This window comes from Streptomyces sp. NPDC086766 (genome assembly GCF_044746005.1).
Taxonomy (GTDB): domain Bacteria; phylum Actinomycetota; class Actinomycetes; order Streptomycetales; family Streptomycetaceae; genus Streptomyces.
On sequence record NZ_JBIVBI010000009.1, the window covers coordinates 223,050 to 246,529 of the forward strand.

General features: G+C 73.3%; 17 protein-coding genes. 12 read left to right on the plus strand and 5 right to left on the minus strand.

Annotation, left to right across the window (positions count from 1 at the left end; all coding sequences use genetic code 11):
* Positions 1-248 precede the first annotated feature (248 nt).
* Genes ACIPM1_RS19135 through ACIPM1_RS19145 form a run of 3 tightly spaced genes read left to right on the plus strand, consistent with a single transcriptional unit; the run spans position 249 to position 3,019 of the window.
* Positions 249-1,406: an acyl-CoA dehydrogenase family protein gene (locus ACIPM1_RS19135; RefSeq protein ID WP_356192403.1), complete on the plus strand. Its 1,158-nt coding sequence runs from the start codon at positions 249-251 to the stop codon at positions 1,404-1,406.
* A 34-nt stretch (positions 1,407-1,440) separates the two neighbouring features.
* On the plus strand, positions 1,441-2,316 hold the full coding sequence (locus ACIPM1_RS19140; RefSeq protein WP_356192406.1) for an acyl-CoA thioesterase II: 876 nt from the start codon (positions 1,441-1,443) through the stop codon (positions 2,314-2,316).
* A 25-nt stretch (positions 2,317-2,341) separates the two neighbouring features.
* Complete coding sequence (locus tag ACIPM1_RS19145; protein WP_402435952.1) at positions 2,342-3,019, plus strand: maleylpyruvate isomerase N-terminal domain-containing protein; 678 nt, start codon at positions 2,342-2,344, stop codon at positions 3,017-3,019.
* A gap of 10 nt (positions 3,020-3,029) precedes the next feature.
* Here the strand turns inward: ACIPM1_RS19145 and ACIPM1_RS19150 are convergent, their stop codons facing one another.
* On the minus strand, positions 3,030-3,818 hold the full coding sequence (locus ACIPM1_RS19150; protein WP_402435955.1) for a phosphatase: 789 nt from the start codon (positions 3,816-3,818) through the stop codon (positions 3,030-3,032).
* A gap of 70 nt (positions 3,819-3,888) precedes the next feature.
* Positions 3,889-5,622: a helix-turn-helix domain-containing protein gene (locus tag ACIPM1_RS19155; protein ID WP_402435958.1), complete on the minus strand. Its 1,734-nt coding sequence runs from the start codon at positions 5,620-5,622 to the stop codon at positions 3,889-3,891.
* A 201-nt stretch (positions 5,623-5,823) separates the two neighbouring features.
* On the opposite strand from ACIPM1_RS19155, the gene ACIPM1_RS19160 reads away from it, so the two are divergent.
* The 8 genes from ACIPM1_RS19160 (at position 5,824) to ACIPM1_RS19195 (ending at position 18,259) form a co-directional block, all read left to right on the plus strand.
* The gene (locus tag ACIPM1_RS19160; RefSeq protein WP_402435960.1) at positions 5,824-7,290 is read left to right on the plus strand and encodes a sodium:solute symporter; all 1,467 of its coding nucleotides are present in this window, start codon (positions 5,824-5,826) and stop codon (positions 7,288-7,290) included.
* Positions 7,291-7,346: 56 nt separating this feature from the next.
* On the plus strand, positions 7,347-8,315 hold the full coding sequence (gene speB / locus ACIPM1_RS19165) for an agmatinase (RefSeq protein ID WP_356192421.1): 969 nt from the start codon (positions 7,347-7,349) through the stop codon (positions 8,313-8,315).
* A 34-nt stretch (positions 8,316-8,349) separates the two neighbouring features.
* A complete protein-coding gene (locus tag ACIPM1_RS19170) occupies positions 8,350-10,035 on the plus strand; it encodes a thiamine pyrophosphate-binding protein (protein ID WP_402435964.1) in 1,686 nt (561 codons plus the stop codon).
* Positions 10,036-10,261: 226 nt separating this feature from the next.
* On the plus strand, positions 10,262-11,188 hold the full coding sequence (locus ACIPM1_RS19175; RefSeq protein WP_402435967.1) for a serine hydrolase: 927 nt from the start codon (positions 10,262-10,264) through the stop codon (positions 11,186-11,188).
* A 117-nt stretch (positions 11,189-11,305) separates the two neighbouring features.
* The gene (locus ACIPM1_RS19180) at positions 11,306-12,367 is read left to right on the plus strand and encodes an esterase-like activity of phytase family protein (RefSeq protein ID WP_402435971.1); all 1,062 of its coding nucleotides are present in this window, start codon (positions 11,306-11,308) and stop codon (positions 12,365-12,367) included.
* Between the two features lie 112 nt (positions 12,368-12,479).
* The gene (locus tag ACIPM1_RS19185) at positions 12,480-16,199 is read left to right on the plus strand and encodes an ABC transporter ATP-binding protein (RefSeq protein ID WP_402435974.1); all 3,720 of its coding nucleotides are present in this window, start codon (positions 12,480-12,482) and stop codon (positions 16,197-16,199) included.
* Between the two features lie 82 nt (positions 16,200-16,281).
* Positions 16,282-16,671 (plus strand): hypothetical protein, encoded by a 390-nt coding sequence (locus ACIPM1_RS19190; RefSeq protein WP_356192436.1) that lies wholly within the window; start codon positions 16,282-16,284, stop codon positions 16,669-16,671.
* Between the two features lie 136 nt (positions 16,672-16,807).
* Positions 16,808-18,259, plus strand: coding sequence for a S28 family serine protease (locus ACIPM1_RS19195; protein ID WP_402435977.1), 1,452 nt, complete (start codon positions 16,808-16,810; stop codon positions 18,257-18,259).
* A 25-nt stretch (positions 18,260-18,284) separates the two neighbouring features.
* Here the strand turns inward: ACIPM1_RS19195 and ACIPM1_RS19200 are convergent, their stop codons facing one another.
* From ACIPM1_RS19200 to ACIPM1_RS19210, 3 genes are all read right to left on the minus strand, one after another.
* Positions 18,285-18,965, minus strand: coding sequence for a hypothetical protein (locus ACIPM1_RS19200; protein ID WP_402436116.1), 681 nt, complete (start codon positions 18,963-18,965; stop codon positions 18,285-18,287).
* Positions 18,966-19,105: 140 nt separating this feature from the next.
* Positions 19,106-20,962, minus strand: a complete 1,857-nt coding sequence (locus ACIPM1_RS19205) for a glycoside hydrolase family 3 protein (protein ID WP_402435981.1) — start codon at positions 20,960-20,962, stop codon at positions 19,106-19,108.
* 322 nt (positions 20,963-21,284) lie between these two features.
* The gene (locus tag ACIPM1_RS19210; RefSeq protein ID WP_402435984.1) at positions 21,285-22,202 is read right to left on the minus strand and encodes a LysR family transcriptional regulator; all 918 of its coding nucleotides are present in this window, start codon (positions 22,200-22,202) and stop codon (positions 21,285-21,287) included.
* Positions 22,203-22,347: 145 nt separating this feature from the next.
* On the opposite strand from ACIPM1_RS19210, the gene ACIPM1_RS19215 reads away from it, so the two are divergent.
* A complete protein-coding gene (locus ACIPM1_RS19215; protein ID WP_402435987.1) occupies positions 22,348-23,298 on the plus strand; it encodes an EamA family transporter in 951 nt (316 codons plus the stop codon).
* Positions 23,299-23,480: the final 182 nt, after the last annotated feature.

Sequence of the window (23,480 nt, forward strand, 5' to 3'; positions counted from 1 at the left end):
GCGACGCCCGTGAGGCGGACTTCTCGCGGCCTGCCGGGGCCCGAAGGGGCACGCCCGGTGGCGCGGGCCGTACGGGGGCGGCGGCCCGGCCGCCCGGGTGAATGGCGTGACCCGCTGGCCGCGCCGCGCGGCGAGGGTGACGAGCGTTACGCGGCCCCCTCTGGACGCCTCCGCCTACTCGCCGGTACGTTGACATGAGCAAGCGCTTAGACATGCTCAGACATGCCGAAGTACGTGGAGGTGGCGGCGTGCGCCGTACGGTGTTCAACGAGGATCACGAGGCGTTCCGGGAGACCCTTCGCGCCTTCATCGAGGCCGAGGTCGTCCCCGTCTACGACGAGTGGTTCGCCGCGGGCCAGGCGCCGCGCGACTTCTACTACAAGCTCGGCGAGCTGGGCATCTTCGGCATCAACGTGCCCGAGGAGTTCGGCGGCGCGGGCATGGACAGCCACAAGTTCGAGGCCGTCCTCTACGAGGAGACCGCGCGCGCGGGCGTCCAGTTCGGCGGCTCCGGCGTGCACGTGCTGCTCGCCCTGCCCTACATCAAGATGCTCGCCACCGACGAGCAGAAGAAGCGCTTCCTGCCGAAGTTCGTCACCGGCGAGGAGATGTGGGCCATCGCGATGACGGAGCCGGGCACCGGTTCCGACCTCGCGGGCATGAAGACCACCGCCAAGCTCTCCGAGGACGGCACGCACTACGTCCTCAACGGCGCCAAGACCTTCATCACCGGCGGTGTGCACGCCGACAAGGTCATCGTCTGCGCCCGGACCTCCGCCCCCACCGCCGAGGACCGCCGTTTCGGCATCTCCCTCTTCGCCGTGGACACCAAGTCCGAGGGCTACTCCATCGGCCGCAAGCTGGACAAGCTCGGCCTGCGCACCTCCGACACCGCCGAGCTGGCCTTCGTCGACGTCAAGGTGCCGGTCGAGGACCTGCTCGGCGAGGAGAACAAGGGCTTCTACTACCTCGGCCACAACCTGGCCTCCGAGCGCTGGGGCATCGCCTTCGGCGCCTACGCCCAGGCCAAGGCCGCCGTCCGGTTCGCCCAGCAGTACGTGCAGGAGCGCACCGTCTTCGGCAAGCCGGTCGCCCACTTCCAGAACACCAAGTTCGAACTGGCCGCCTGCCAGGCCGAGGTGGACGCCGCCGAGGCCGTCGCCGACCGCGCCACGGAGGCCCTCGACGCCGGTGAGCTCACCCCCGCCGAGGCCGCCAGCGCCAAGCTGTTCTGCACCGAGGTCGCGCACCGCGTCATCGACCGCTGCCTCCAGCTGCACGGCGGTTACGGCTACATGAACGAGTACCCGATCGCTCGCCTGTACGCGGACAACCGCGTCAACCGCATCTACGGCGGCACCAGCGAGATCATGAAGTCGATCATCGCCAAGGACATGGGGCTGTAAGGTCCCGGAAACCGGTGCAGGATACAACTGACGCATGAGTCAGGCACTTCAGTCGCTGCTCGATCTGCTCGACCTCGAGCGGATCGAGCAGGACATCTTCCGAGGCCAGTCCCGCTCGGCGGTCGTCCCGCGCGTCTTCGGCGGCCAGGTCGCCGCGCAGGCGCTGGTCGCCGCCGGCCGGACGGTCCCGGCCGACCGGCACGCGCACTCGCTGCACGCGTACTTCCTGCGGCCCGGCGACCCCGGCGCGCCCATCGTCTACACCGTGGACCGCATCCGCGACGGCCGTTCCTTCACCACCCGGCGGGTGGTGGCGGTCCAGCACGGGCAGCCGATCTTCCACCTCTCGGCCTCCTTCCAGGCGGACGAGGAGGGCCTCGACCACCAGGCCCCGATGCCGTCCTCCCCGGACCCGGCCACCCTGCCGACCTCCCAGGAACGCCTGCGCGACTACGGTCACCTCGACCCGGCGGTCGTGGAGAAGTTCCTGGAGGCGCGGGAGGCGGTCGACCTGCGCTACGTGGACGAGCCGCCGTACGGCCGGTTCGGCGAGCCGCGCGAGCCGCACTCCCAGGTGTGGTTCCGCACCAACGGCAAGCTGGAGGGCGCGATCGACGAGCCGCTGCTGCACGTCGTGCTCGCCACCTACGTCTCCGACATGACGCTCCTGGACTCGGTCCTGCTCGCGCACGGGCGCGGCGGCTGGGCCGTCGGCGACGTGGTCGGGGCCTCGCTCGACCACGCGATGTGGTTCCACCGCCCGTTCCGGGCCGACGAGTGGCTGCTGTACGACCAGGAGTCCCCGTCGGCCCACGGCGGCCGCGGCCTGGGCCAGGCCCGCATCTACACGCAGGACGGCCGCCTCGCCATCTCGGTGATCCAGGAGGGCGTGGTCCGGGTTCCCCGCTGACCTGGCTCCCCGCTTGGATAGGGACATGACAGTCACCGAAGAGCCGTGGAACTGGCGGGGCGGACGGGTCCGGGAGGCCTTCCTGGAGGCGGCCGGACGCGTCGCCGACCTGCTGGCCGAACCCGCCGTCGCCCACGCCTGGAACGACCCCAGCGCGCTGAAGGACTTCAGCGTGCGGGGGCTCGCCGGGCACATGTTCCGGCAGGAGCTGGAGCTGCCCGGCCTGCTCGCGCGGCCGGTGCCCACGGAACCGGTGGTGTCGTTGCGGGAGTACTACCTGGAGCGCGTCGTCTGGCTCGACGCCGGTCCCGACGCCGCGGTGAGCGCGCGGATCCGCCGGAGCGGCGAGGACACCGCGGCCGACGGGCACGCGGCCCTGCTCGCCCGCGTACGCGCGGCGGTCGGGAAGCTGCGCACCGCCGTACCCGAGGCTCCCGCCGGACGGCCGGTCCACGTGCCCACCTGGGGCGAGTGGTCCCTGGACCTCGACGACTTCCTGCTCACCCGGCTGATGGAGCTCGTCGTCCACGCCGACGACCTGGCGTGCAGCGTGGGACTGCCGGCGCCCGATTTCCCCGAGCACCTGACGGCCCCCGTCGTCGACCTGCTGGCCCGACTCGCGGTCCGCCGCCACGGCCCGGCCGACGTCATCCGGGGACTCGCCCGCGTCGAACGCGCCCCCGCCTCGATCGCCGGGATCTAGAACTCGGGGGTCACTCCAGTCCCGCCTGCTCCAGCAGGTAGGCCGTCATCGGGTCGTAGTGGCGGGGGCTGACCACGTGGTCGTCGAGGGGCACCGTCACCTGGAGGGTGCCCTCGGACTCCGCGAGGAAGAGGGCCGGGTCGTTGCTGTCGGCGTAACCCACGGAGTCGATTCCGTGCTGCCCGGCGTATCCGGCCCAGCCGTGGTCGGCGACCACCAGGTCGGGCAGCGGGCGGCCCTCGCGCTCCAGGCCGGTGAGGACGGCCCGCATCGGCGCGCCCGAGTGCGTGTGCCACAGCGTGGCGCCGTGCTCCAGCACCGTCACGTCCGCGAACTGCATCACGTACCCCTCGTCGGTCTGCAGGCCGTCCGGGATCACGACGATCTCGCAGCCGGCGGCGCGCAGCGCGGCGGCCGTGGCGCGGTGCACGTCGAGCAGGCCGCCGGGGTGGCCGGTGGCGAACAGCACCCGCTGCCGCCCCTCGGCCGCCTTGCGCAGCCGGCCCGCCATCCGCTCCAGGGCGTCGACGGTCAGCTCGGGGTCGATGGTGTCCTGGCCGTACCGGTGCTGCGGATCGTCGTTGACGCCCACGCGCTCCGCCATCACGGCGAGCACGTCCTGCTCGTCCCGCCAGCGGTCGCCGAGTTCCAGGCCGAGCCAGAAGTTGCGGTCGCCGTTCGCCAGCTTGCGGTAGTGGGAGAGGTTGTTCTCGCGAGGGGTGGCGACATCGCCCGCGATACGGGTTCTGACGAGGTGGTCGACGAGCTCGGCGCGGCTGGGAGTCCCGGGTATCGGCATGGCTCCCATTGTGGGGCAGCCGCCTGTCCCCGTGCCCCGGGCGGGGCGCGCTGGGACGCGGGTCACGCGGTCAGATCCGCCGCAGGGCGAACCACAGTTCCATCCGGACGTCGGGGTCGTCCAGGTCGGTGCCGAGGAGGGCCGCGCAGCGGGCGACGCGCTGGCGGACGGTGTTGCGGTGCACGGACAGGGCGACGGCGGTGCGGTCCCAGCTGCCGTGCAGCGACAGCCAGGTGCGCAGGGTCTCGGTGAGCGCCGGAACCGCCGTGACGGGGGCGAGCAGCGCGCGGGCGTGGGCGTGGGCCTCGTCGTGCGGGACCAGGTCGGCCAAGCCGCGCCGGGCGGTGTGCCGGACCAGCGGGGCGCGGGTGGCGCGGGCGCGGGCCAGGGCGCGGGCCGCCTGGGTGTCGGCGGCCGGCCAGTCGGCCGGGGCGACGGCGGCGCTGACGCCGAGGGTCCAGCCGGACTGCGCGGCCGGTTCCCGCCCGGCGGGGACCAGGACCCGTACGACCTCGTCCGCGAGGTCGACCAGCGCGGAGCCGAGGGCGGCGCCGAGCGCGGAGGCGGCCACGGCGTCGGGGGCCTGCGCGTCCGGCCGCGCGTGCACGACGAGCCACCGCCCGGCCCCCAGCAACGGGGCCACGACCTCGGGCGGGGCGCCCAGCAGCAGCCGGACCAGGGCCGAGGAGCGCGCGGCGCCCGTGGCGCTCTGGTGCTCGCCGGTGAGGAGGGAGAGGAGGACGGCGGCGACGGACACGACCGTGTGGTCGCCGGGCTCCCGCCGCGCGGCGGCCACCCCGAGCACGAAGCCCTGGCCGGTGCCGAGCGCGTAGGCGGAGAGATGACCGCCGGGGACGGTGTCGGTGGCGGAGGAGGGCGCGGGTCGACCGGCGGGGGACGGGGCAGCGGGGTGGCCGGTGGGGGGCACGGACGGCCGGCTGGTGGGCGAGGCGCCAGGGCGGTCCATGGGTGAGGGCGCGGGCCGGTCGGCGGGCGCGGCGGCGGGGCTGCCGGCCGGGGAGGGCGCAAGGCCGTCGGGCCGGGCGGGCGCGGGGCTGCCGGGCCGGGCGGGCGCCGTGCCGTCGGACCGGGGTGCCGTGCCGTCGGGGGCCGTGGGGCGTACCACCTGCGCCAGTCCGGCCAGGGCCTGCCGTACCTCCTCGCCCGGCTCCCGGCCCGCCGCCGCGATCTCCGTCCCGTCCGGTCCGTAGAGCACCGCCAGGCCCGCCACCCGCTGGGCCAGCTGGCGCAGGACCGCGGGCACGGGGTCGGGCCGGGAGGCCGCGACGGCCAGGCTCCGCTGGGCCTCGGTCACCCGGCGCAGTTCGGCCAGCCGGGCCTGGGCCATGAGCTGCCAGACCGCGCGGGCCACGCCCGAGAAGGTGGTCTGCGGCGGGACCTCCAGGAGCGGCAGCCCCCGCGCGTCGCAGGCCTCCACCAGCGCAGGCGGCACCGTGTCGTGGACCGGCGCCAGACCGAAGCCGAGGGCCGCGCCGCCCGCCGCCACGATCCGCGCCACGTAGTCGTCGAAGTAGTCCCGCAGGCTCTCGGCTTCGCTCGTGGAGGGGGTGTCCCCGTGCGAGCCCGCCGCCCCCGGGACGTGCACGCCCGCCGTCAGCAGCAGCTCGCCGCCCAGCAGGTACGGGTAGGGGTCGGCCATCTCCGAGGTGTGCGCCCAGTGGATCACGGTGGCGGGGTCCGCCGGACCCGCGATCCGGCGCAGGCCGAGGTCCTCGCGGGCCAGCAGCGCCGCCAGCGGGACCGGTGGGGTCGGCGGGACCGCCGGGGCGGCCGGGTCCGGCATGTGCACTCCCTCCATCCGGCTCCGCTGGAATGGATGAAACGTACACTTCGCAGTCGCTTTCCGGCCACCTAGGGTCAAGCGCAGACCGGCGGCCGCGGGTACGGGCGGATGTCCCCGCGCACCGCCGCCGGCGTCCCTGTTTCCAGGAACCCCCCACGTACCTGCACGACACGCCACCGGAATGTGCGCGAAGGAGGGCCCATGGCCGTCGACTACACAGTGATCGTCGTCTATCTGGCCGGAATGCTGGCCATGGGCTGGTGGGGCATGCGCCGCGCCAGGTCCAAGAGCGAGTTCCTGGTGGCGGGCCGCCGCCTGGGGCCCGCGATGTACTCCGGCACCATGGCGGCGATCGTCCTCGGCGGCGCGTCCACCATCGGCGGCGTCGGCCTCGGCTACCGGTACGGCCTCTCCGGCGCCTGGATGGTGTTTACCATCGGCCTCGGCCTGCTGGCCCTGTCCGTCTTCTTCTCCGCCCGCATAGCCCGGCTGAAGGTCTACACCGTCTCCGAGATGCTCGACCTGCGCTACGGCGGCCGGGCGGGCGTCATCTCCGGCGTCGTCATGTGGGCGTACACCCTCATGCTCGCGGTCACGTCGACCATCGCCTACGCCACGATCTTCGACGTGCTGTTCGACATGAACCGCACCCTCGCGATCGTCCTCGGCGGCTCGATCGTCGTCGCGTACTCGACCCTCGGCGGCATGTGGTCGATCACGCTGACCGACATGGTGCAGTTCGTCGTGAAGACGATCGGTGTGCTGCTGCTCCTGCTGCCCATCGCGGTCGTCAAGGCGGGCGGCTTCTCCGAGATGAAGGCCAAGCTGCCCACCGAGTACTTCGACCCGCTGGGCATCGGCGGCGAGACGATCTTCACCTACGTCCTGATCTACACCTTCGGCATGCTCATCGGCCAGGACATCTGGCAGCGGGTGTTCACCGCCCGCAGCGACACCACGGCGAAGTGGGGCGGCACGGTCGCCGGCACCTACTGCCTGGTGTACGCCCTGGCCGGCGCCGTCATCGGCACCGCCGCCAAGGTGCTCTACCCCAAGCTCGGCAGCGCCGACGACGCCTTCGCGACCATCGTCAAGGACGAACTCCCCGTCGGGGTGCGCGGACTGGTGCTCGCCGCCGCCCTGGCCGCCGTGATGTCGACCTCCTCGGGCGCGCTGATCGCCTGCGCCACCGTCGCCAACAACGACATCTGGTCCCGGCTGCGGGGCCTGACCCGGCGCGCCTCCGACGGGGGCGAGCACGATGAGGTCCAGGGCAACCGGGTGTTCATCCTGGTCATGGGCCTCGCCGTGATCGGCACCGCGATCGCGCTCAACAACGTCGTCGAGGCGCTGACCGTGGCGTACAACCTGCTCGTCGGCGGGCTGCTCGTGCCGATCCTCGGCGGTCTGCTGTGGAAGCGCGGCACCGGGCACGGCGCGCTGGCCTCCGTGATCGTCGGCGGTCTCGCGGTCGTCGGCCTGATGGCGACGTACGGCATCCTCGCCAACGAGCCCGTCTACTACGGCCTGCTGTCCTCCCTGGCCGCCTACGTCGCCGTCTCCCTGGCGACGAAGCCGACCGACGCGGCCGTCCTCGCCGCCTGGCGCGAGCGCCTCGCCGGGCGGACCCCCGAACTCGCGTCCGAACCGGTCCCGGCTCACCAGTAGAGTCGTACGGAAAGCAGTACATGCGCGACCAAGCGCAGGAAAGAAGGCATTTCACCATGAGCAGCAGCGAGACGCCCCGCGGTCCCGTCGACTCCTCCCGCATCCCGCGGTACGCCGGACCCGCGACCTTCGCCCGGCTGCCCCGCCTCGACGAGGTCGGCGCCGCCGACGTCGCCGTCGTGGGCGTGCCGTTCGACTCCGGCGTCTCGTACCGGCCGGGCGCCCGCTTCGGCGGCAACGCCATCCGCGAGGCGTCCCGGCTGCTGCGCCCCTACAACCCGGCGCAGGACGCGTCCCCGTTCGCGCTCGCCCAGGTCGCGGACGCCGGTGACATCGCCGTCAACCCCTTCAACATCAACGAGGCCGTGGAGACCGTCGAGGCCGCCGCGGACGAGCTGCTCGGCACCGGCGCCCGCCTGATGACCCTCGGCGGCGACCACACCATCGCGCTGCCGCTGCTGCGCTCGGTCGCCAGGAAGCACGGCCCGGTCGCCCTGCTCCACTTCGACGCGCACCTCGACACCTGGGACACCTACTTCGGCGCCGAGTACACCCACGGCACCCCGTTCCGGCGCGCGGTCGAGGAGGGCATCCTCGACACCGAGGCGCTCTCCCACGTCGGTACCCGCGGCCCGCTGTACGGCAAGCAGGACCTCACCGACGACGAGAAGATGGGCTTCGGCATCGTCACCTCCGCGGACATCTACCGCCGGGGCGCCGACGAGGTGGCCGACCAGCTGCGGCAGCGCATCGGCGACCGCCCGCTGTACATCTCCATCGACATCGACTGTCTCGACCCGGCGCACGCCCCCGGCACCGGCACCCCCGAGGCCGGCGGCATGACCTCCCGCGAACTGCTGGAGATCCTGCGCGGCCTGGCGTCCTGCAACCTGGTGTCGGCGGACGTCGTCGAGGTGGCACCCGCCTACGACCACGCCGAGATCACGTCGGTGGCGGCCTCCCACACGGCGTACGAGCTCACCACGATCATGACCCGCCAGATCGCCGCGGCCCGCACCGCGTAACTCCCGCGCACGACCTCGAGGAGACCGAGCACCAGTGACCCACGACCACGACCTGGTACTCCGCCCGACGCCCGCCCAGAAGGAGGCAGCTCTCCGACCTCCCCCCGGCCGCATCGGCGGAGACCTGGTCGTGGAGACCTTGGCCGGGCTCGGCGCGACCACCGTCTTCGGCCTGCCCGGCCAGCACGCCCTCGGCATGTTCGACGCGCTGCGCCGCTCGGACCTGCGGTACGTGGGCCTGCGGGTGGAGAACAACGCGGGCTTCGCGGCGGACGCGTACGGCCGGGTCACCGGCGAGGCGGCGCCCCTGCTGCTGTCGACCGGCCCAGGAGCCCTCACCTCCCTGGCCGCGCTCCAGGAGGCGGCGGCCGCCTCCGCCCCGGTCCTGGCGATCAGCAGCCAGGTCCCGACGGCCGGACTCGGCGGCGGCCGGCACGGCTACCTGCACGAACTGCCGGACCAGGCGGCCTCGTTCCGGGGCGTGGTGAAGTCGGTCCACACGGTCCGCACTCAGTCCCAGATCCCCTCGGCGATCGCCGCCGCCTGGAAGTCGGCGCTGACCGTGCCGCACGGCCCGGTGTGGGTGGAGATCCCGCAGGACGTGCTGCTGGCCGAGGCACGGCTGCCGGTGGTGACGGCGATGGACGCGACCCCGGAGGAACTGCCGCCGCGCCCCGAACTGACGGCGCTGGCCGCCGAGTCGCTGTCGAAGGCGGCCCGCCCGGCGGTCATCGCGGGCGGTGGGGTGGTCAGGGCGGACGCCTCGGGCAAACTGCTGGCGCTGGCCGAGAGGCTGAACGCGCCGGTGGTGACCACCTTCGGCGGCAAGGGGGCGTTCCCCTGGGAGCACCCGCTGTCCCTCCAGTCGTGGCTGGAGGACCGGCACACCACCGACTTCCTGGAGGACGCGGACGTCCTGCTGGTCGTCGGCTCCGGCCTCGGCGAACTGTCCTCGAACTACCACACGTTCAGGCCGCGCGGCCGGGTGATCCAGATCGAGGCGGACGCCGGCAAGCTGGAGTCCAACCATCCGGCACTGGGCATCCACGCCGACGCCCGCCTCGCACTCCAGGCACTGCTGGAGACGGTGGAGGAGCGCACGGACACCTCGGCGCCGCAGCGGGTCCAAGCCCTCCTCGCGAAGGTCGCCGCCCGCATCGCGGCCCAGGAACTCACCCTGGAACAGGACGTGCTGGCGTCGGTCCGGCGCGCGCTGCCGGCCGGCTCCCCGTCCTTCTGGGACATGACGATCCTTGCGTACTGGGCCTGGTCCGCCTTCGACCCGCGCGGCACGAACCTCATGCACTCCGCCCAGGGCGCCGGCGGCCTCGGCTACGGCTTCCCGGCGGCCCTGGGCGCCGCGGCCGCGGACCCCACCCGCCCGGTGCTGGCCGTCTCCGGCGACGGCGGCGCGCTGTACTCGATCGCGGAACTGGCCACGGCCCGCCAGTACGACCTGAACGTCACCTGGCTGATCGTCGACGACGGCGGCTACGGCATCCTCCGCGAGTACATGACCGACGCCTTCGGCCGGCCCACGGCGACGGAGCTCACCCGCCCCGACTACGTGGCCCTGGCCGAGTCCTTCGGCGTCCCCGGGGTCCGCACGACCCCGCGGACCCTGGAGACCGACCTCGCCAAGTCCCTGTCGGAACCGGGCCCCTCGGTGGTCGTCCTCCCGGCGGTGCTGCGCATGTTCGCGCCGACCCATGTGAGCTGAGAGGGCCCCACCCGGGCTGAGGGGCCCCACCCGGGCTGAGGGGGCGCCACCCGGGCTGCGGGCCCCCCGGGCTTGAGAGGGTGCCCGTGCGGGCACTTCCGGCGCGCGACGGCGAGCGGCGCTGCTTCGGGCACGGTCCGGGCAAGCCGGCCTCCGGCGGGTAACGACTCGTCAAACCCTTTCGAGGGCGTACAACCTTTCCCGCGACGTCGTGCGTCAAATGGGCATGACTCACTGGATATCCCGACGCGCCAGAGCGCTCGCGGCGGTCGGCGTCGGCGCCGGGATGCTCGTCCCCTGCGTGGCCGCCGCGACGCCCGCCGCGGCCACCACCCCGACGGTCAGCTGCACCTCCGGCAAGGCGGGCCTCGCCGCCAAGCTGGAGAAGGACATCACCGCGGCCATGGCGACCCGCAAGGGCACGATCGCCGTCGGTCTGCGCGATCGCAGCACCAACACGACCTGCACGCTGCGCGAGTCGACCGCCTACGACTCCGCCAGCGTCGTCAAGGTCACCGTCCTGGCCACCCTGCTGTGGGACGCCAAGAAGCACAACCGCTACCTCACGCAGCGTGAGGCCGACCTCTCCAGGGCCATGATCACCCAGTCGGACAACAGCGCGACCACCACGCTGTGGAAGCAGCTGGGCATGACGAAGATCAAGGGCTTCCTCACCGCCGCCGGCATGACGCAGACCAAGCCGGGCGCGAACGGCTACTGGGGGCTGACCCAGATCACCGTGCGCGACGAGCAGAGGCTGCTCGGCCTGATCACCGCGAAGAACACGGTGCTGAGTGACAACTCCCGCGCCTACATCCTGAAGCTGATGGGCCAGGTCATCTCCTCCCAGCGCTGGGGCACGCCCGCCGGGGCGCCGTCCACCGTCGCCGTGCACGTCAAGAACGGCTGGCTGCAACGGGCCACGCACGGCTGGCGGGTGCACAGCGTCGGCACCTTCAACGGCGCCGGCCACGACTACATGATCACGGTGCTCACCCAGGACAACAGCACCATGAGCTACGGCGTCACCACCATCCAGAACATCGCCAAGGCCATCCACAAGGACATAGTCCCCACGACGACGAGCACCCTGCGGTACACGCCGACGAGCGCGCCCCGGGAGGCGTTCGTGGCGGTCCCGTCGAACGGCTGACGCTCCACCGGGCGACGTGGGACGAGGGCTGACGCCACGTCAGGCGTTACCGTCCGACGGGTGACGCTTCACGGGGCGGTCTCCCGCCGGTCGCCGGGACGTCCTACGGTGACGGTCATGCGCCTGAGAACCACACTCGCCACCTTCGCCGCCGGCCTGGCGGCGGCCACCTGCCTCACCGCCGGTCCGGCCGCCGCCGACAGCGCCTGGCCGATCGCCGCCGGGACGACCGCCACCCCGGCCGGCGGCCACGCCTGCTCGCCCGCCGTCTCCATCGACCGCTTCTCCGACGCGCTGGACAAGACGACGTACCAGGGCACCTTCGTCGGCAACCTCTCCGCGCTCGCGGTGGACAGCGACGGCTCCCTCGCGGCGCTCTCCGACCGCTCCGCCCTGTTCCGCCTCGACCCGAAGACGGTGCGCCCCACGGGCGTCGTCCCGCTCGCCGACGAGAACGGCGCGGAACTCGACTCGGAGGGCCTGGCCGTCGCCGGCGACGGCACCCGCCTGATCACCTCCGAGACGGAGCCGTCCGTCCGCCGCTACTCCCGTGACGGCCGTATCCTCGACCGGCTGCCCGTGCCGGACGCCCTCCGCGTCGCCCCGGCCGGCCGCGCCACCGCGAACCAGACCTTCGAGGGCCTGACCCTGCTGCCCGGCGGCCACCGGCTGCTCGCCTCGATGGAGTACGCGATCTCCGGCGACACGCCGGGCATCGTCCGCTTCCAGAGCTGGGACCGGACGCGGGCCGGCCACTTCCGCCTCGCCGCCCAGTACGCCTACCGCACCGACCCCGGCCTGGGCGTCCCCGAGGTCCAGGCGACCGGCGACGGCCGGCTGCTCGTCCTGGAGCGCGGCTTCACCGCCGGCGTCGGCAACACGGTCCGCCTCTACCTCGCCGACCCCCGGCGCGCCACCGACACCCGCGGCGTGGACCACCTCACCGGGCAGACGGGGGTGCGGCTTATCAGGAAGACGCTCCTCACCGACCTCGTCTCCTGCCCGTCCCTGGGCGCCACCGCCAAGCAGCCCCAGCCCAACCCGCTCCTGGACAACATCGAGGGCATGACGATCACGGGCCGGGACACCGACGGCCGCCTGAAGGTGCTCCTGGTCAGCGACGACAACCAGAACCCGGCCCAGACGACCCGCCTCTACTACCTGCGCGTGCGCGTCTGACCGAACCCGGACCGCCGCGGAGGGATGAAACCGGACCGCCGCGGAGGGATGAAATCCGCTCGTTCGCGCGTTGGTGCCTTCCGGCAGATCATGTTTACAGGGAGGCACCGACGTGGCAGCGCAGCCGGGATGGGCGCGAAGACTGGCGGGATACGCCTGGCGGTATCCGAAGGACGTCGTCCTCTCCCTCGGCGCCTCGCTCGGCGGCATGGCCGTCATGGCGATCGTCCCGCTGATCACCAAGGTGATCATCGACGACGTGATCGGCGGTCACAGCCGCGCCATGGCCCCCTGGGCGGGCGCCCTGATCGGCGCCGCCCTCATCGTGTACGTCCTCACCTACATCCGCCGCTTCTACGGCGGCCGGCTCGCGCTCGACGTCCAGCACGACCTGCGCACCGAGATGTACGGGACGATCACCCGCCTCGACGGCCGCCGCCAGGACGAGCTGTCCACCGGGCAGGTCGTCGGCCGCGCCACCAGCGACCTCCAGCTGATCCAGGGCCTGCTCTTCATGCTGCCGATGACCATCGGCAACGTGCTCCTCTTCCTGATCTCCCTGGTGATCATGGCCTGGCTGTCGCTGCCGCTGACCCTGATCGCGCTGGCGGTCGCGCCCGCGCTCGGCTGGATCGCCCGGCGCAGCCGCACCCGGCTCCACCCGGCCACCTGGTACGCCCAGGCGCAGGCCGCCGCCGTGGCGGGCGTGGTCGACGGCGCCGTCAGCGGCGTACGCGTGGTGAAGGGCTTCGGGCAGGAGGAGCAGGAGACCGGGAAGCTGCGGGAGGTCGGCCGGCGGCTGTTCGCCGGGCGGCTGCGCACGATCCGGCTGAACGCGAGGTTCACCCCGGCCCTGCAGGCCGTGCCCGCCCTCGGCCAGGTCGCGATGCTGGCGGTCGGCGGCTGGCTGGCGGTGCGCGGGCACATCACGCTCGGCACCTTCGTCGCCTTCTCCACCTACCTCGCCCAGCTCGTCGGCCCGGTCCGGATGCTCGCCGTGGTCCTCACGGTCGGGCAGCAGGCGCGGGCGAGCTCCGAGCGCGTGCTGGAGCTGATCGACACCGAGCCGACGATGGCCGACGGCACCAAGGAGCTGCCCGCCGACGCGCCCGCGACCGTCGAGTTCGACGACGTCTCCTTCGGCTACGCGGACGGCCGCCCGGTCCTCCAGGGCCTCTCCTTCGAGATCCGCCCCGGCGAGACCCTGGCCGTCGTCGGCTCCTCCGGCTCCGGCAAGTCCACGGTCTCCCTGCTGCTGCCGCGCTTCTACGACGTCACCCACGGAGCCGTCCTGGTCGGCGGGCACGACGTGCGCGAGCTGACCCTCCAGTCGCTGCGGGCGGCGATCGGCCTGGTGCCGGAGGACTCCTTCCTCTTCTCCGACACCGTCCGCAACAACATCGCCTACGGCCGCCCCGACGCGACCGACGAGGAGATCGAGGCCGCCGCCCGCGCCGCCCAGGCGGACCGTTTCATCACCGAGCTGCCCGACGGCTACGACACCACGGTCGGGGAACACGGCCTGACCCTCTCCGGCGGCCAGCGCCAGCGCATCGCGCTCGCCCGCGCCCTGCTCACCGACCCCCGGCTGCTCGTCCTCGACGACGCGACCTCCGCCGTGGACGCCGCCGTCGAGCACGAGATCCACGAGGCGCTCAAGCAGGTCATGGAGGGCCGCACGACCCTGCTCATCGCCCACCGGCGCTCCACCCTCGGCCTCGCCGACCGCATCGCCGTCCTCGACGGCGGCCGGCTGGCCGACCTCGGCACCCACGACGAACTCCAGCGGCGGTCCGCCCTCTACCGCCGCCTGCTCACCGACCCCGACGAGCTCGGCGGGGTCTCCCCGGGCCACGCCCTGCCCGCCGTCCCGCAGGAGGACACCTCCGTCCGCGAGGAACTGGACGCCGAGTTCGACGCCGAGCGCGGCATCACGCCGGGGCTCTGGGCGGGGGAGCGCGAGCCCCGGGACGCGGCCATGGACGGGATGCCGGCCGGCCCCGAACTCCTCGCCCAGGTCGAGGCCCTGCCGCCGGCGACCGACACGCCGGCCGTCGACGAGGCCCGCGCCGTGCGCCCCGAGGAGTCCTACGGCCTGCGCCGCCTCCTGAACGGCTTCGGACTGCCGCTGCTGGTCAGCCTGTGCCTGGTCGCCGTGGACGCGGGCATGGGCCTGCTGCTGCCCATCATGATCCGGCACGGCATCGACCAAGGTGTCTCCCGGCTGGCCCTCGGCGCCGTCTGGTCGGCGTCCCTGCTCGCCCTGCTCGCCGTGCTCGTGCAGTGGGCGGCGCAGATCGGCGAGACCCGGATGACCGGCCGCACCGGCGAGCGCGTCCTGTACGCACTGCGCCTGAAGATCTTCGCCCAGCTCCAGCGGCTCGGCCTCGACTACTACGAGCGCGAGCTGACCGGCCGCATCATGACCCGGATGACGACCGACGTCGACGCGCTGTCCACGTTCCTGCAGACCGGCCTGGTCACCGCGTTCGTCTCGCTGGTCACCTTCTTCGGCATCATGGTCGCCCTGCTGGTGATCGACGTACAGCTGGCGCTGGTCGTCTTCGTGACGCTGCCGCCGCTGATCGTCGCCACCTTCTTCTTCCGCCGGGCGAGCGTGAAGGCGTACCAGCTGGCCCGTGAGCGGGTGTCGGTGGTCAACGCCGACCTGCAGGAGTCGGTGGCCGGGCTGCGGATCGTGCAGGCCTTCGGGCGCGAGCGCGACGGCGGGCGCCGGTTCGCCGAGCGCAGCGACGGGTACCGCCAGGCGCGCGTCCGCGGCCAGCGGCTGATCTCGGTCTACTTCCCCTTCGTGCAGTTCCTGTCCTCGGTCGCGGCGGCCTCCGTGCTGATCGCGGGCGCGGGCCGGGTGGAGGCGGCCACGCTCACCACCGGCGCGCTGGTGGCGTACCTGCTCTACATCGACCTGTTCTTCGCGCCGGTCCAGCAGCTGTCCCAGGTCTTCGACGGCTACCAGCAGGCGACCGTCTCCCTCGGCCGCATCCAGGAGCTGCTCCGCGAGCCGGCGTCCACCGGGTCCGCCGAGGAGCCCCGGCCGGTCCGCTCGCTGCGCGGCGAGATCGCCTTCGAGGACGTGCACTTCGCCTACGGCGCCGACGAGGAGGCCCTCACCGGCATCGACCTGACCATCCCCGCGGGGCAGACCGTCGCCTTCGTCGGCGAGACCGGCGCGGGCAAGTCGACGCTGGTCAAGCTGGTGGCCCGGTTCTACGATCCGACCGGCGGCCGGGTGACCGCGGACGGCACGGACCTCAGGGAGCTGGACCTCACCTCCTACCGCCACCGGCTCGGTGTCGTGCCGCAGGAGGCGTACCTCTTCCCGGGCACCGTCCGCGACGCCATCGCCTACGGCCGGCCCGAGGCCACCGACGCGGAGGTGGAGGCGGCGGCCCGCGCGGTCGGCGCGCACGAGATGATCGCCACGCTGGAGGGCGGCTATCTGCACGCCGTCGCCGAGCGCGGCCGCAATCTGTCGGCCGGTCAGCGCCAGCTGATCGCGCTGGCCCGCGCCGAGCTGGTCGATCCCGACGTCCTGCTCCTGGACGAGGCGACGGCCGCGCTGGACCTGGCGACCGAGGCCCAGGTCAACCAGGCCACCGACCGGCTCGCGGGCCGGCGGACGACGCTCGTGGTCGCGCACCGGCTGACCACCGCGGCCCGCGCCGACCGGGTGGTGGTGATGGACCACGGCCGGGTCGTCGAGGACGGCACCCACGAGGAACTGCTCGCCCTGGACGGGCGGTACGCGCGGCTGTGGCGCACCTTCGTCGGCGCGAGCGAGCCCGAGGAGCCGGTCGGCGCGTCCCGCTGATCTCCCGACGCAACCATCGGACTGGTGTACGGCGTCCGTACACCAGTACGTTGTTGTGCTTGCTGTAACGGGAGGGACGACTGTGGACAGTGGTGCGATACGCCGGCGACTGACGCTCGGCCTGGGCGTGCTGACGGCGTCGTTGGTACTGGCCTGCGCCGTGCCCGGCACCGCGCAGGCGGCCCCCTCCACCTGCTCCGGCCGCCAGGTCAGGACCCTGTGGTTCGCCACCGGTTCGGTGCACGTCTACAAGCGCGACGGCTACGTCTGCGCCGTCACCCGGGCCCGCGTCCCCGGCGTCAAGCGGTCCATGTCGGTGACCCTGCAGGCCCGGGGCAACCGCCCGGTCACCGACCGGGGCTGGTTCGCCAGGCTGGCCGGTCCGGTGACGGTGCACGCCGGCCACCGTTGTGTGCGGGTGGGCGGATCGGTGGGAGGCCCGTCGGTGAGCTCGGGCTGGATCCTGTGCTGACCGGTCCGGCCGCCTGAACCGCGGGCCGCACCGAGGGATTTCCCCACCTTCCCCGGCGCGTCGGCCAACTCCCCTGGTCTGTGACCGAGTTGCTCCGATAGCTTCCGGCGCACATCTGTCTCACAGGGGAGTGTGCATGCGCAAGGCGCTCAGATGGCTGCTCGCGCTCACGGTGTCCGTCGGCACGCTGAGCTCGGCGGGGGCCGCCACCGCGGCCCAGCCGGAAGCCACCGCCACCACCGCGAGCACGACCGACGCGGACATCAAGGACCGGCTCCTCGCGATTCCGGGCATGCGCCTGGTCGAGGAGAAGCCGTACACCGGCTACCGGTACTTCGTCCTCACCTACACGCAGCCCGTCGACCACCGGCACCCGTCCGAGGGCACGTTCCAGCAGCGGATCACCGTGCTGCACAAGGACGTCGACCGCCCGACCGTGTTCTACACCGGCGGCTACAACGTCTCCACGAACCCGAGCCGCCGCGAGCCGACGCAGATCGTCGACGGCAACCAGGTCTCCATGGAGTACCGCTTCTTCACCCCGTCCCGGCCCGACCCGGCCGACTGGTCCAAGCTCGACATCTGGCAGGCGGCCAGCGACCAGCACCGCATCTTCCAGGCCCTGAAGCCGATCTACGGCAAGAAGTGGATCTCCACCGGCGGCTCCAAGGGCGGCATGACGGCGACCTACTACGAGCGCTTCTACCCGCGGGACATGGACGGCGTCGTCGCGTACGTCGCGCCCAACGACGTCGTCAACGACGAGGACTCCGCCTACGACCGCTTCTTCACCACCGTCGGCACCAAGGAGTGCCGGGACCGGCTGAACGCGGTGCAGCGCGAGGCGCTGGTGCGCCGCGAGCCGCTGGAGAAGAAGTACGCGCAGGCCGCGGCCGACAACGGCTGGACCTTCACCACCATCGGCAGCCTGGACCGCGCCTACGAGGCGGTCGTCCTCGACTACGTCTGGGGCTTCTGGCAGTACAGCCTGCTGAAGGACTGCGACACGATCCCGGCCGACGCCGCGAACGCCACCGACCAGGAGATCTGGGACTCCGTCGACACCATCTCCGGCTTCTCCGCCTACACCGACCAGGGCCTGCAGACGTACACGCCGTACTACTACCAGGCGGGCACCCAGCTCGGCGCGCCGACCATCCACTTCCCGTACATCGAGAAGCAGTTGATCCGCTACGGCTACCAGCCGCCGCGCAACTTCGTGCCGCGCTCGATCCCGATGCGCTTCCAGCCGTGGGTGATGCGGGACGTGGACGGCTGGGTGCGTCGCCACGCCGAGCACATGCTCTTCGTCTACGGCCAGAACGACCCGTGGGGCGCGGAGCGGTTCCGGCTCGGGCACGGGGCGCGGGACTCCTACGTCTTCACCGCGCCGGGACTGAACCACGGCGCGAACGTCGCGGGCCTGGTCCCGGACGAGAAGGCGCTCGCCACGGCCAGGATCCTCGAGTGGGCCGGTGTCGCCCCCGCCGCGGTGCGGGAGAACCCGTCGGCGGCCAGGCCGCTGGCCCGCTACGACGCGAAGCTGGACGTGCGGGACGTGGAGCGTGAGCCGGCCCTCAGGCCGTGACGCTCCGGGGCCGCGTCCGGAGGCGTCACAGCCTCCGGGCGCAGCCCACCGGCCACTCCCCGTCCAGCCGCACGTACAGGGCCGTCGAGGCCGGGCACTGGGAGCGGCCGCGCACCGCCCGCGTCACCCGGTACTCCGGCTTCCGCCTCCCCGAGCCGTCGCACGCGGTCTCCCGGACCTCGCCCCGGCCGGCGCCGTAGACGCAGTCGCCGACGACGGTGCGCGGGCCGCCCCCGCCCCCGGGGTCGCCGGGGTGCGGCGGCTCCAGGTTGCGCATACAGGCGTAGCCCTGCGGGATCGCGCCGTTGCCGTTGCCGTTGCCGTTGCCGTTGCCGTTGCCGTCGCCGTCCTCGCCGGAGGACCGCCGCTGGGCGCTGATGTGCAGCACGAAGTCGGTGGTGGGCGGGCAGGGCGGCCCGTCGCGCACCGCGCCGTCGTGCCGGGCGATCACCCGGGCCGCCGCCCGTTCCCCGGAGCACGGCACCTCGGTGAAGCCGGTCGTGCCGAAGGAGCTGCACTCGTCCACCGCGAGGAACACCGCCCCGTAGCCGGAGGACCGCGAGGCCGTCGGCGTGCCGCCGGGCCGCCCGTCCTGCGCGGCCGGTCCGGCCGACACTTTCTGGCAGCCCGTCAGTAAGGCGGTCAGGAAAACGGCGGGCAGAGCCGCCAGGGCACACGCCTGCCCCACGGACCACATCGTGCGCATCGCCATCCCCCCGGTCCACCCGGGTCCAGCGTGGCCCGCCGCGGCGGCGCCACGCCAGACATGTCGGGTGGTTCGGTCCAGTTGGAGGCGGTGCGCCGGGTGCGCGTCGTACGTCTGGTACGTCCGACGCGCGAAACCGGCTAGTACGTCAGGCCGTACCCGAGGGGGTACAGCACCTTCGACGGGTCGTCCGCCCGCTGCACGGGCACCGGCAGCTTCCCGCTCGGCTCCACCTGGCCGGCCACGACCCGCGCGGCCGCGCGCAGTTCCACGTCCGTCCAGGAGTACGCCGCCAGGAAGGCCGGGACGGAGGGCAGTTGGGCCACGTCGTAGGGGTTCCTGATGGCGATGGCCACGACCGGGCGGCCGGTGGCCACGAGCCGTTCCACCAGGGTCTGCTGCGAGCTGCCCGCGCCGACGTTGTACGTGCCGACCACCACCGCGTCCGCGTCCCGGGCCGCCGCGACCGCCTTGTCGACGGTGGCCGCGGACGGGGTGATGCCGGTCGACAGGACGGTGGTCGTGAAGCCCAGTTCGGTGAGGGCGGCGGCGAGCACGCCGGTGGGCGGGCCCGTGGTGCCCGACGGGGAGGCGGGATCGGCGCCGACGACGAGCAGCCTGCGGTGCTCGCTGCGGGACAGCGGCAGCAGCCGGTCCCGGTTGACCAGCAGCGTGGTCGTCCGGTCGGCGATGCGGGCGGCCGTGTTCCGGTGCGCCCAGTTGCCGACCGTCATGGCGACCTGGCCCCGGCTGGCGTAGGGCTGCTCGAACAGCCCCAGCCTCGTCTTCAGCCGCAGGATGCGCAGGATCGATTCGTCGAGCCGGGACTCGGTCAGCTCGCCCCCGCGCACGGCCTGGAGCACCGCGTTCCAGGCGACGTCCAGGGACGGCGGGTTGAGCAACTGGTCCACGCCCGCCTTCAGCGCGAGCACCGGCACCCGGTCGTCGCCGTACTTGGTGCGGACGCCCTGCATGCCGAGGGAGTCGGTGACCACGACCCCGTCGTAACCGAGCTCGCCGCGCAGGATGCCGGTGACGATCGGGTGCGAGAGGGTGGCCGGGTCGCCGGAGTCGTCGAGCGCCGGGAACTGGATGTGCGCGGTCATGATCGAGTCGATGCCCGCCTCGATCGCGGCCCGGAACGGCACCGCGTCCAGCTTCTCCCACAGGTCGCGGCTGTGCGTGATGACCGGGAAGCCGTAGTGGCTGTCGGTGGCGGTGTCGCCGTGCCCGGGGAAGTGCTTGGCGGTCGCCGCGACCCGCGAGCCCTGGTAGCCCTCCACCTCGGCCGCCACCAGGGCGGCCACCGCGTCGGGGTCGGCGCCGAACGACCGTACGCCGATGACCGGGTTGGCCGGGTTGACGTTGACGTCCGCGTCGGGGGAGTAGTCCTGGTTGATGCCCATCGCGCGCAGCTCGGCGCCCGAGATGCGGCCCAGGGCGCGGGCGTCGGTGCGGGAGCCGCCGGCGCCGATCGCCATCGCGCCGGGGAAGAGCGTGGCCGGCTTGCCGACCCGGCAGACGATGCCGTGCTCCTGGTCGGTGGTGACGAGCACGGGCAGACCGCGCGGCTGCTCCAGCGAGGCCCGCTGGATGCCGTTGGAGAGGTCCGCGATCTGGTGCGGGTCACGGGTGTTGTGCGCCCAGGTGAAGTAGATGATCCCGCCGACCCGGTACCGGGCGATCAGCTCGGCGGCCGTGCGGACGCCGATCTCCTTGAGGTTGGCGTCGATGTCGGCCTGGTCGGGGTCGGTGGCCGAGTGGCCGTAGACCCGCATCACGAAGAGCTGGCCGACCTTCTCCTCCAGCGTCATGCGGGAGATGAGGGCGCGGAGCAGGTCGTCGTCGGCGGGGGCGGCGTGCGCGGAGCCGCCGACCGCCAGGGCGGCGGTGAGTCCCGCCGTCGCGGCGAGGATCGAACGCCTGGAGGGCCCCGCGGCCCGTCTGTTCCCCGCGCCTTCCGTGCTTCCCTTGCTTCCCGTGCTGGTGTCTGGCACGTGCGCTCCTTCCGGAGGTGATCCGCTGGAGTGTCGCTGAAGGAAACTTCCGAGGAGTCACCAATATCCGGGAAGTTTCTGCCAGTCAAGGGAACGCACAGGACTCGGCGGAGGGCCGCCATCGGCGCCGAGAAGGGGGGCGCGCCGACGGCGGCGTGCTGCCGGCCGCGGTACGGCGGAGAGGGTGGTCGGCGATCGCGGCGGGCGGCGAGGGCCGACACCGCACGGCGGAGACTCGTCCGGCAGCCTGTGCGTGGGACGAGCGGGGAGGGGGCCGGGTTCCCCGCCGGGCGCGGATCGCCGGAAGCCGGTGAGGGCGTGCTCAGCGGGATGTGTGAGCCGACACCGCCGGCCAGTGTGCCCGCAGGGTGCGCACCGTCTCCGCGATCGACGGGCGCCGCGCGGCGCCCTGACGCCACAGCGCGTACAACCGCCGTACGGGCAACGGGTCCAGCGGGACCTCGACCACTCCGTCCGGCAGCGGGCCGCGGCCCAGGCGCGGGATCAGCGCGACCCCGAGCCCGGCGGCCACCAGGGCGACGAGCGTGGGGTTCTCGTCTGCCTGGTGCACCACGTCCGGTTCGTGGCCGGCGGCCCGCAGGGTGCGCAGCAGCCAGTCGTGGCAGACCCGGCCCGGCGGCTGGCAGATCCACCGCTCACCGCCCAGCTCCGCGCGCCGCACCGCCGTCCGCCCGGCGAACGGGTGCCCGGCCGGTACGAGCAGGTCGCACAGGTCGTCCCCGATGAGCGCGTGCTCCACCCCGGCCGGGGCGGGCAGCGGCGCGATGTCCCAGTCGTGCGCGACGGCGAGGTCCACCGCGCCCTTGGCCACCAGGTCCACGGACAGGTGCGGGTCGATCTCGCTGAGCCGGGCGTCGAGGGCGGGATGCCGCCGGGCCAGGTCCGCCAGCACCGGCGGCATGAGCCCGCGCGCCGCCGAGGCGAACGCGGCCACGGTCAGCCGTCCCGCGGGCAGCCCGCGCCGCTCCTCCAGCTCGGTCTCGGCCCGCTCCACGATCGCCATCAGCTCCCGCGCCGTGGCGACCAGTTGGTGCGCCTCGTCGGTGAGCCGGACCCCGCGCCCGGCGCGTTCCAGCAGCACCGTCCTGGTCTCCCGCTCCAGCTTGGCGATCTGCTGGGACACGGCGGACGAGGTGTAGCCGAGCGCGGCGGCGGCCGCCCCCACGGTGCCGTGCACCGAGACGGCGTGCAGGGCGCGCAGACGCTGGAGATCGAGCACGGCGGGGCCTCCCGGGGGACTGGACCGTCAGCCTAGGCTCACCGGGGCGGCCCGTCGCCGCCACGGTATCCGTAAGCGCTGCTTCATCCGTCCCGGTAGAAATCCGCGCTGGTGCTGCACGGTCGAGCGGGCGAGGCTCGACGGCATGAGACCCGCACACCTCCTGCTCGCCGTCCTGGTCGCCGCCGTCTGGGGCGTGAACTTCACGGTCGTCGAGGTCGGCCTCGGCCACTTCCCGCCCCTGCTGTTCTCCGCGCTCCGCTTCCTGGCGGCCGCGGTGCCCGCCGTCCTGCTCGTGGGCCGGCCGAAGGTCCCCTGGAAGTGGATCGTGGCGGTCGGACTGGTGCTCGGCGTCGCCAAGTTCGGGCTGCTGTTCCTCGGGATGAGCGCGGGCATGCCCGCCGGGCTGTCCTCCCTGGTCCTGCAGATCCAGGCGGTGTTCACCGCGCTCATCGCCTGCGCCGTCCTCGGCGAACGGCCCACCAGGACGCGGGCCCTGGGCATGGCGGTGGCGCTCGGCGGCGTGGCGCTGGCGGCCGTCGACGAGGGCACGGCCGGCCCGCTCGGCGCGTTCGCCCTCGTGGTCGCGGCGGCCGCCTGCTGGGGCGTGTCCAACGTCCTCACCCGCAGGGCGGCTCCGCCGGACCCGCTGAACTTCATGGTCTGGGTGAGCACGGTGCCGGTGCTCCCGCTGCTCGGCCTGTCGCTCCTGACGGAGGGTCCGTCCCGCGACCTCGCCGCGCTGCGCGCCCTCGACTGGCAGGGCGCGGGCGTCGTCCTCTACGTCGCCTGGGTCACCACGGTGTTCGGCTTCGGCGCCTGGGGCTGGCTGCTGCGCCGCCACCCCGCCTCCACGGTCGCGCCCTTCTCCCTCCTCGTGCCGGTCTTCGGCATGTCGTCCGCGGCGCTGTTCCTCGGCGAGCCGGTGAGCCCGCCGCGCTGGTGCGCGGCGGCCCTGCTGGTCGGCGGGGTGGCCCTCACGTCCCTGGCACCGCCGAGGGCGCGGGCGGCGACGGGTGCGGTCGAGGCGGGGGCGGGGGAGCCGGTCGGGGTGGCGGGGGCCACGGTGCGCATGACGGGGGAGGCGGCGCGGTAGGGCTCGCGGCGCCGGGGTGCGAGTGGCGGGGGCAGGACGTGGGCGCACTGGAGGACGGTGCGGCGGGGCGTGCGGTGCCGGGGGCGCGCCGTCGGGAGGGCGGGGGCGGGTGGACGGTGCTGTGGGCTTCGCGGTGCCGGGGGGCGTCGGGTGGACGGTGCTGCGGGATTCGCGGTGCTGGG

Bases quoted from the DNA above. Each gene is read 5' to 3' on its own strand.
- ACIPM1_RS19150 (WP_402435955.1), bottom strand. From the start codon at position 3,818: ATGCCGATACCCGGGACTCCCAGCCGCGCCGAGCTCGTCGACCACCTC.
- ACIPM1_RS19140 (WP_356192406.1), top strand. From the start codon at position 1,441: ATGAGTCAGGCACTTCAGTCGCTGCTCGATCTGCTCGACCTCGAGCGG.
- ACIPM1_RS19155 (WP_402435958.1), bottom strand. From the start codon at position 5,622: ATGCCGGACCCGGCCGCCCCGGCGGTCCCGCCGACCCCACCGGTCCCG.
- ACIPM1_RS19175 (WP_402435967.1), top strand. From the start codon at position 10,262: ATGACTCACTGGATATCCCGACGCGCCAGAGCGCTCGCGGCGGTCGGC.
- ACIPM1_RS19180 (WP_402435971.1), top strand. From the start codon at position 11,306: ATGCGCCTGAGAACCACACTCGCCACCTTCGCCGCCGGCCTGGCGGCG.
- speB (WP_356192421.1), top strand. From the start codon at position 7,347: ATGAGCAGCAGCGAGACGCCCCGCGGTCCCGTCGACTCCTCCCGCATC.
- ACIPM1_RS19160 (WP_402435960.1), top strand. From the start codon at position 5,824: ATGGCCGTCGACTACACAGTGATCGTCGTCTATCTGGCCGGAATGCTG.
- ACIPM1_RS19200 (WP_402436116.1), bottom strand. From the start codon at position 18,965: ATGCGCACGATGTGGTCCGTGGGGCAGGCGTGTGCCCTGGCGGCTCTG.
- ACIPM1_RS19145 (WP_402435952.1), top strand. From the start codon at position 2,342: ATGACAGTCACCGAAGAGCCGTGGAACTGGCGGGGCGGACGGGTCCGG.
- ACIPM1_RS19215 (WP_402435987.1), top strand. From the start codon at position 22,348: ATGAGACCCGCACACCTCCTGCTCGCCGTCCTGGTCGCCGCCGTCTGG.
- ACIPM1_RS19195 (WP_402435977.1), top strand. From the start codon at position 16,808: ATGCGCAAGGCGCTCAGATGGCTGCTCGCGCTCACGGTGTCCGTCGGC.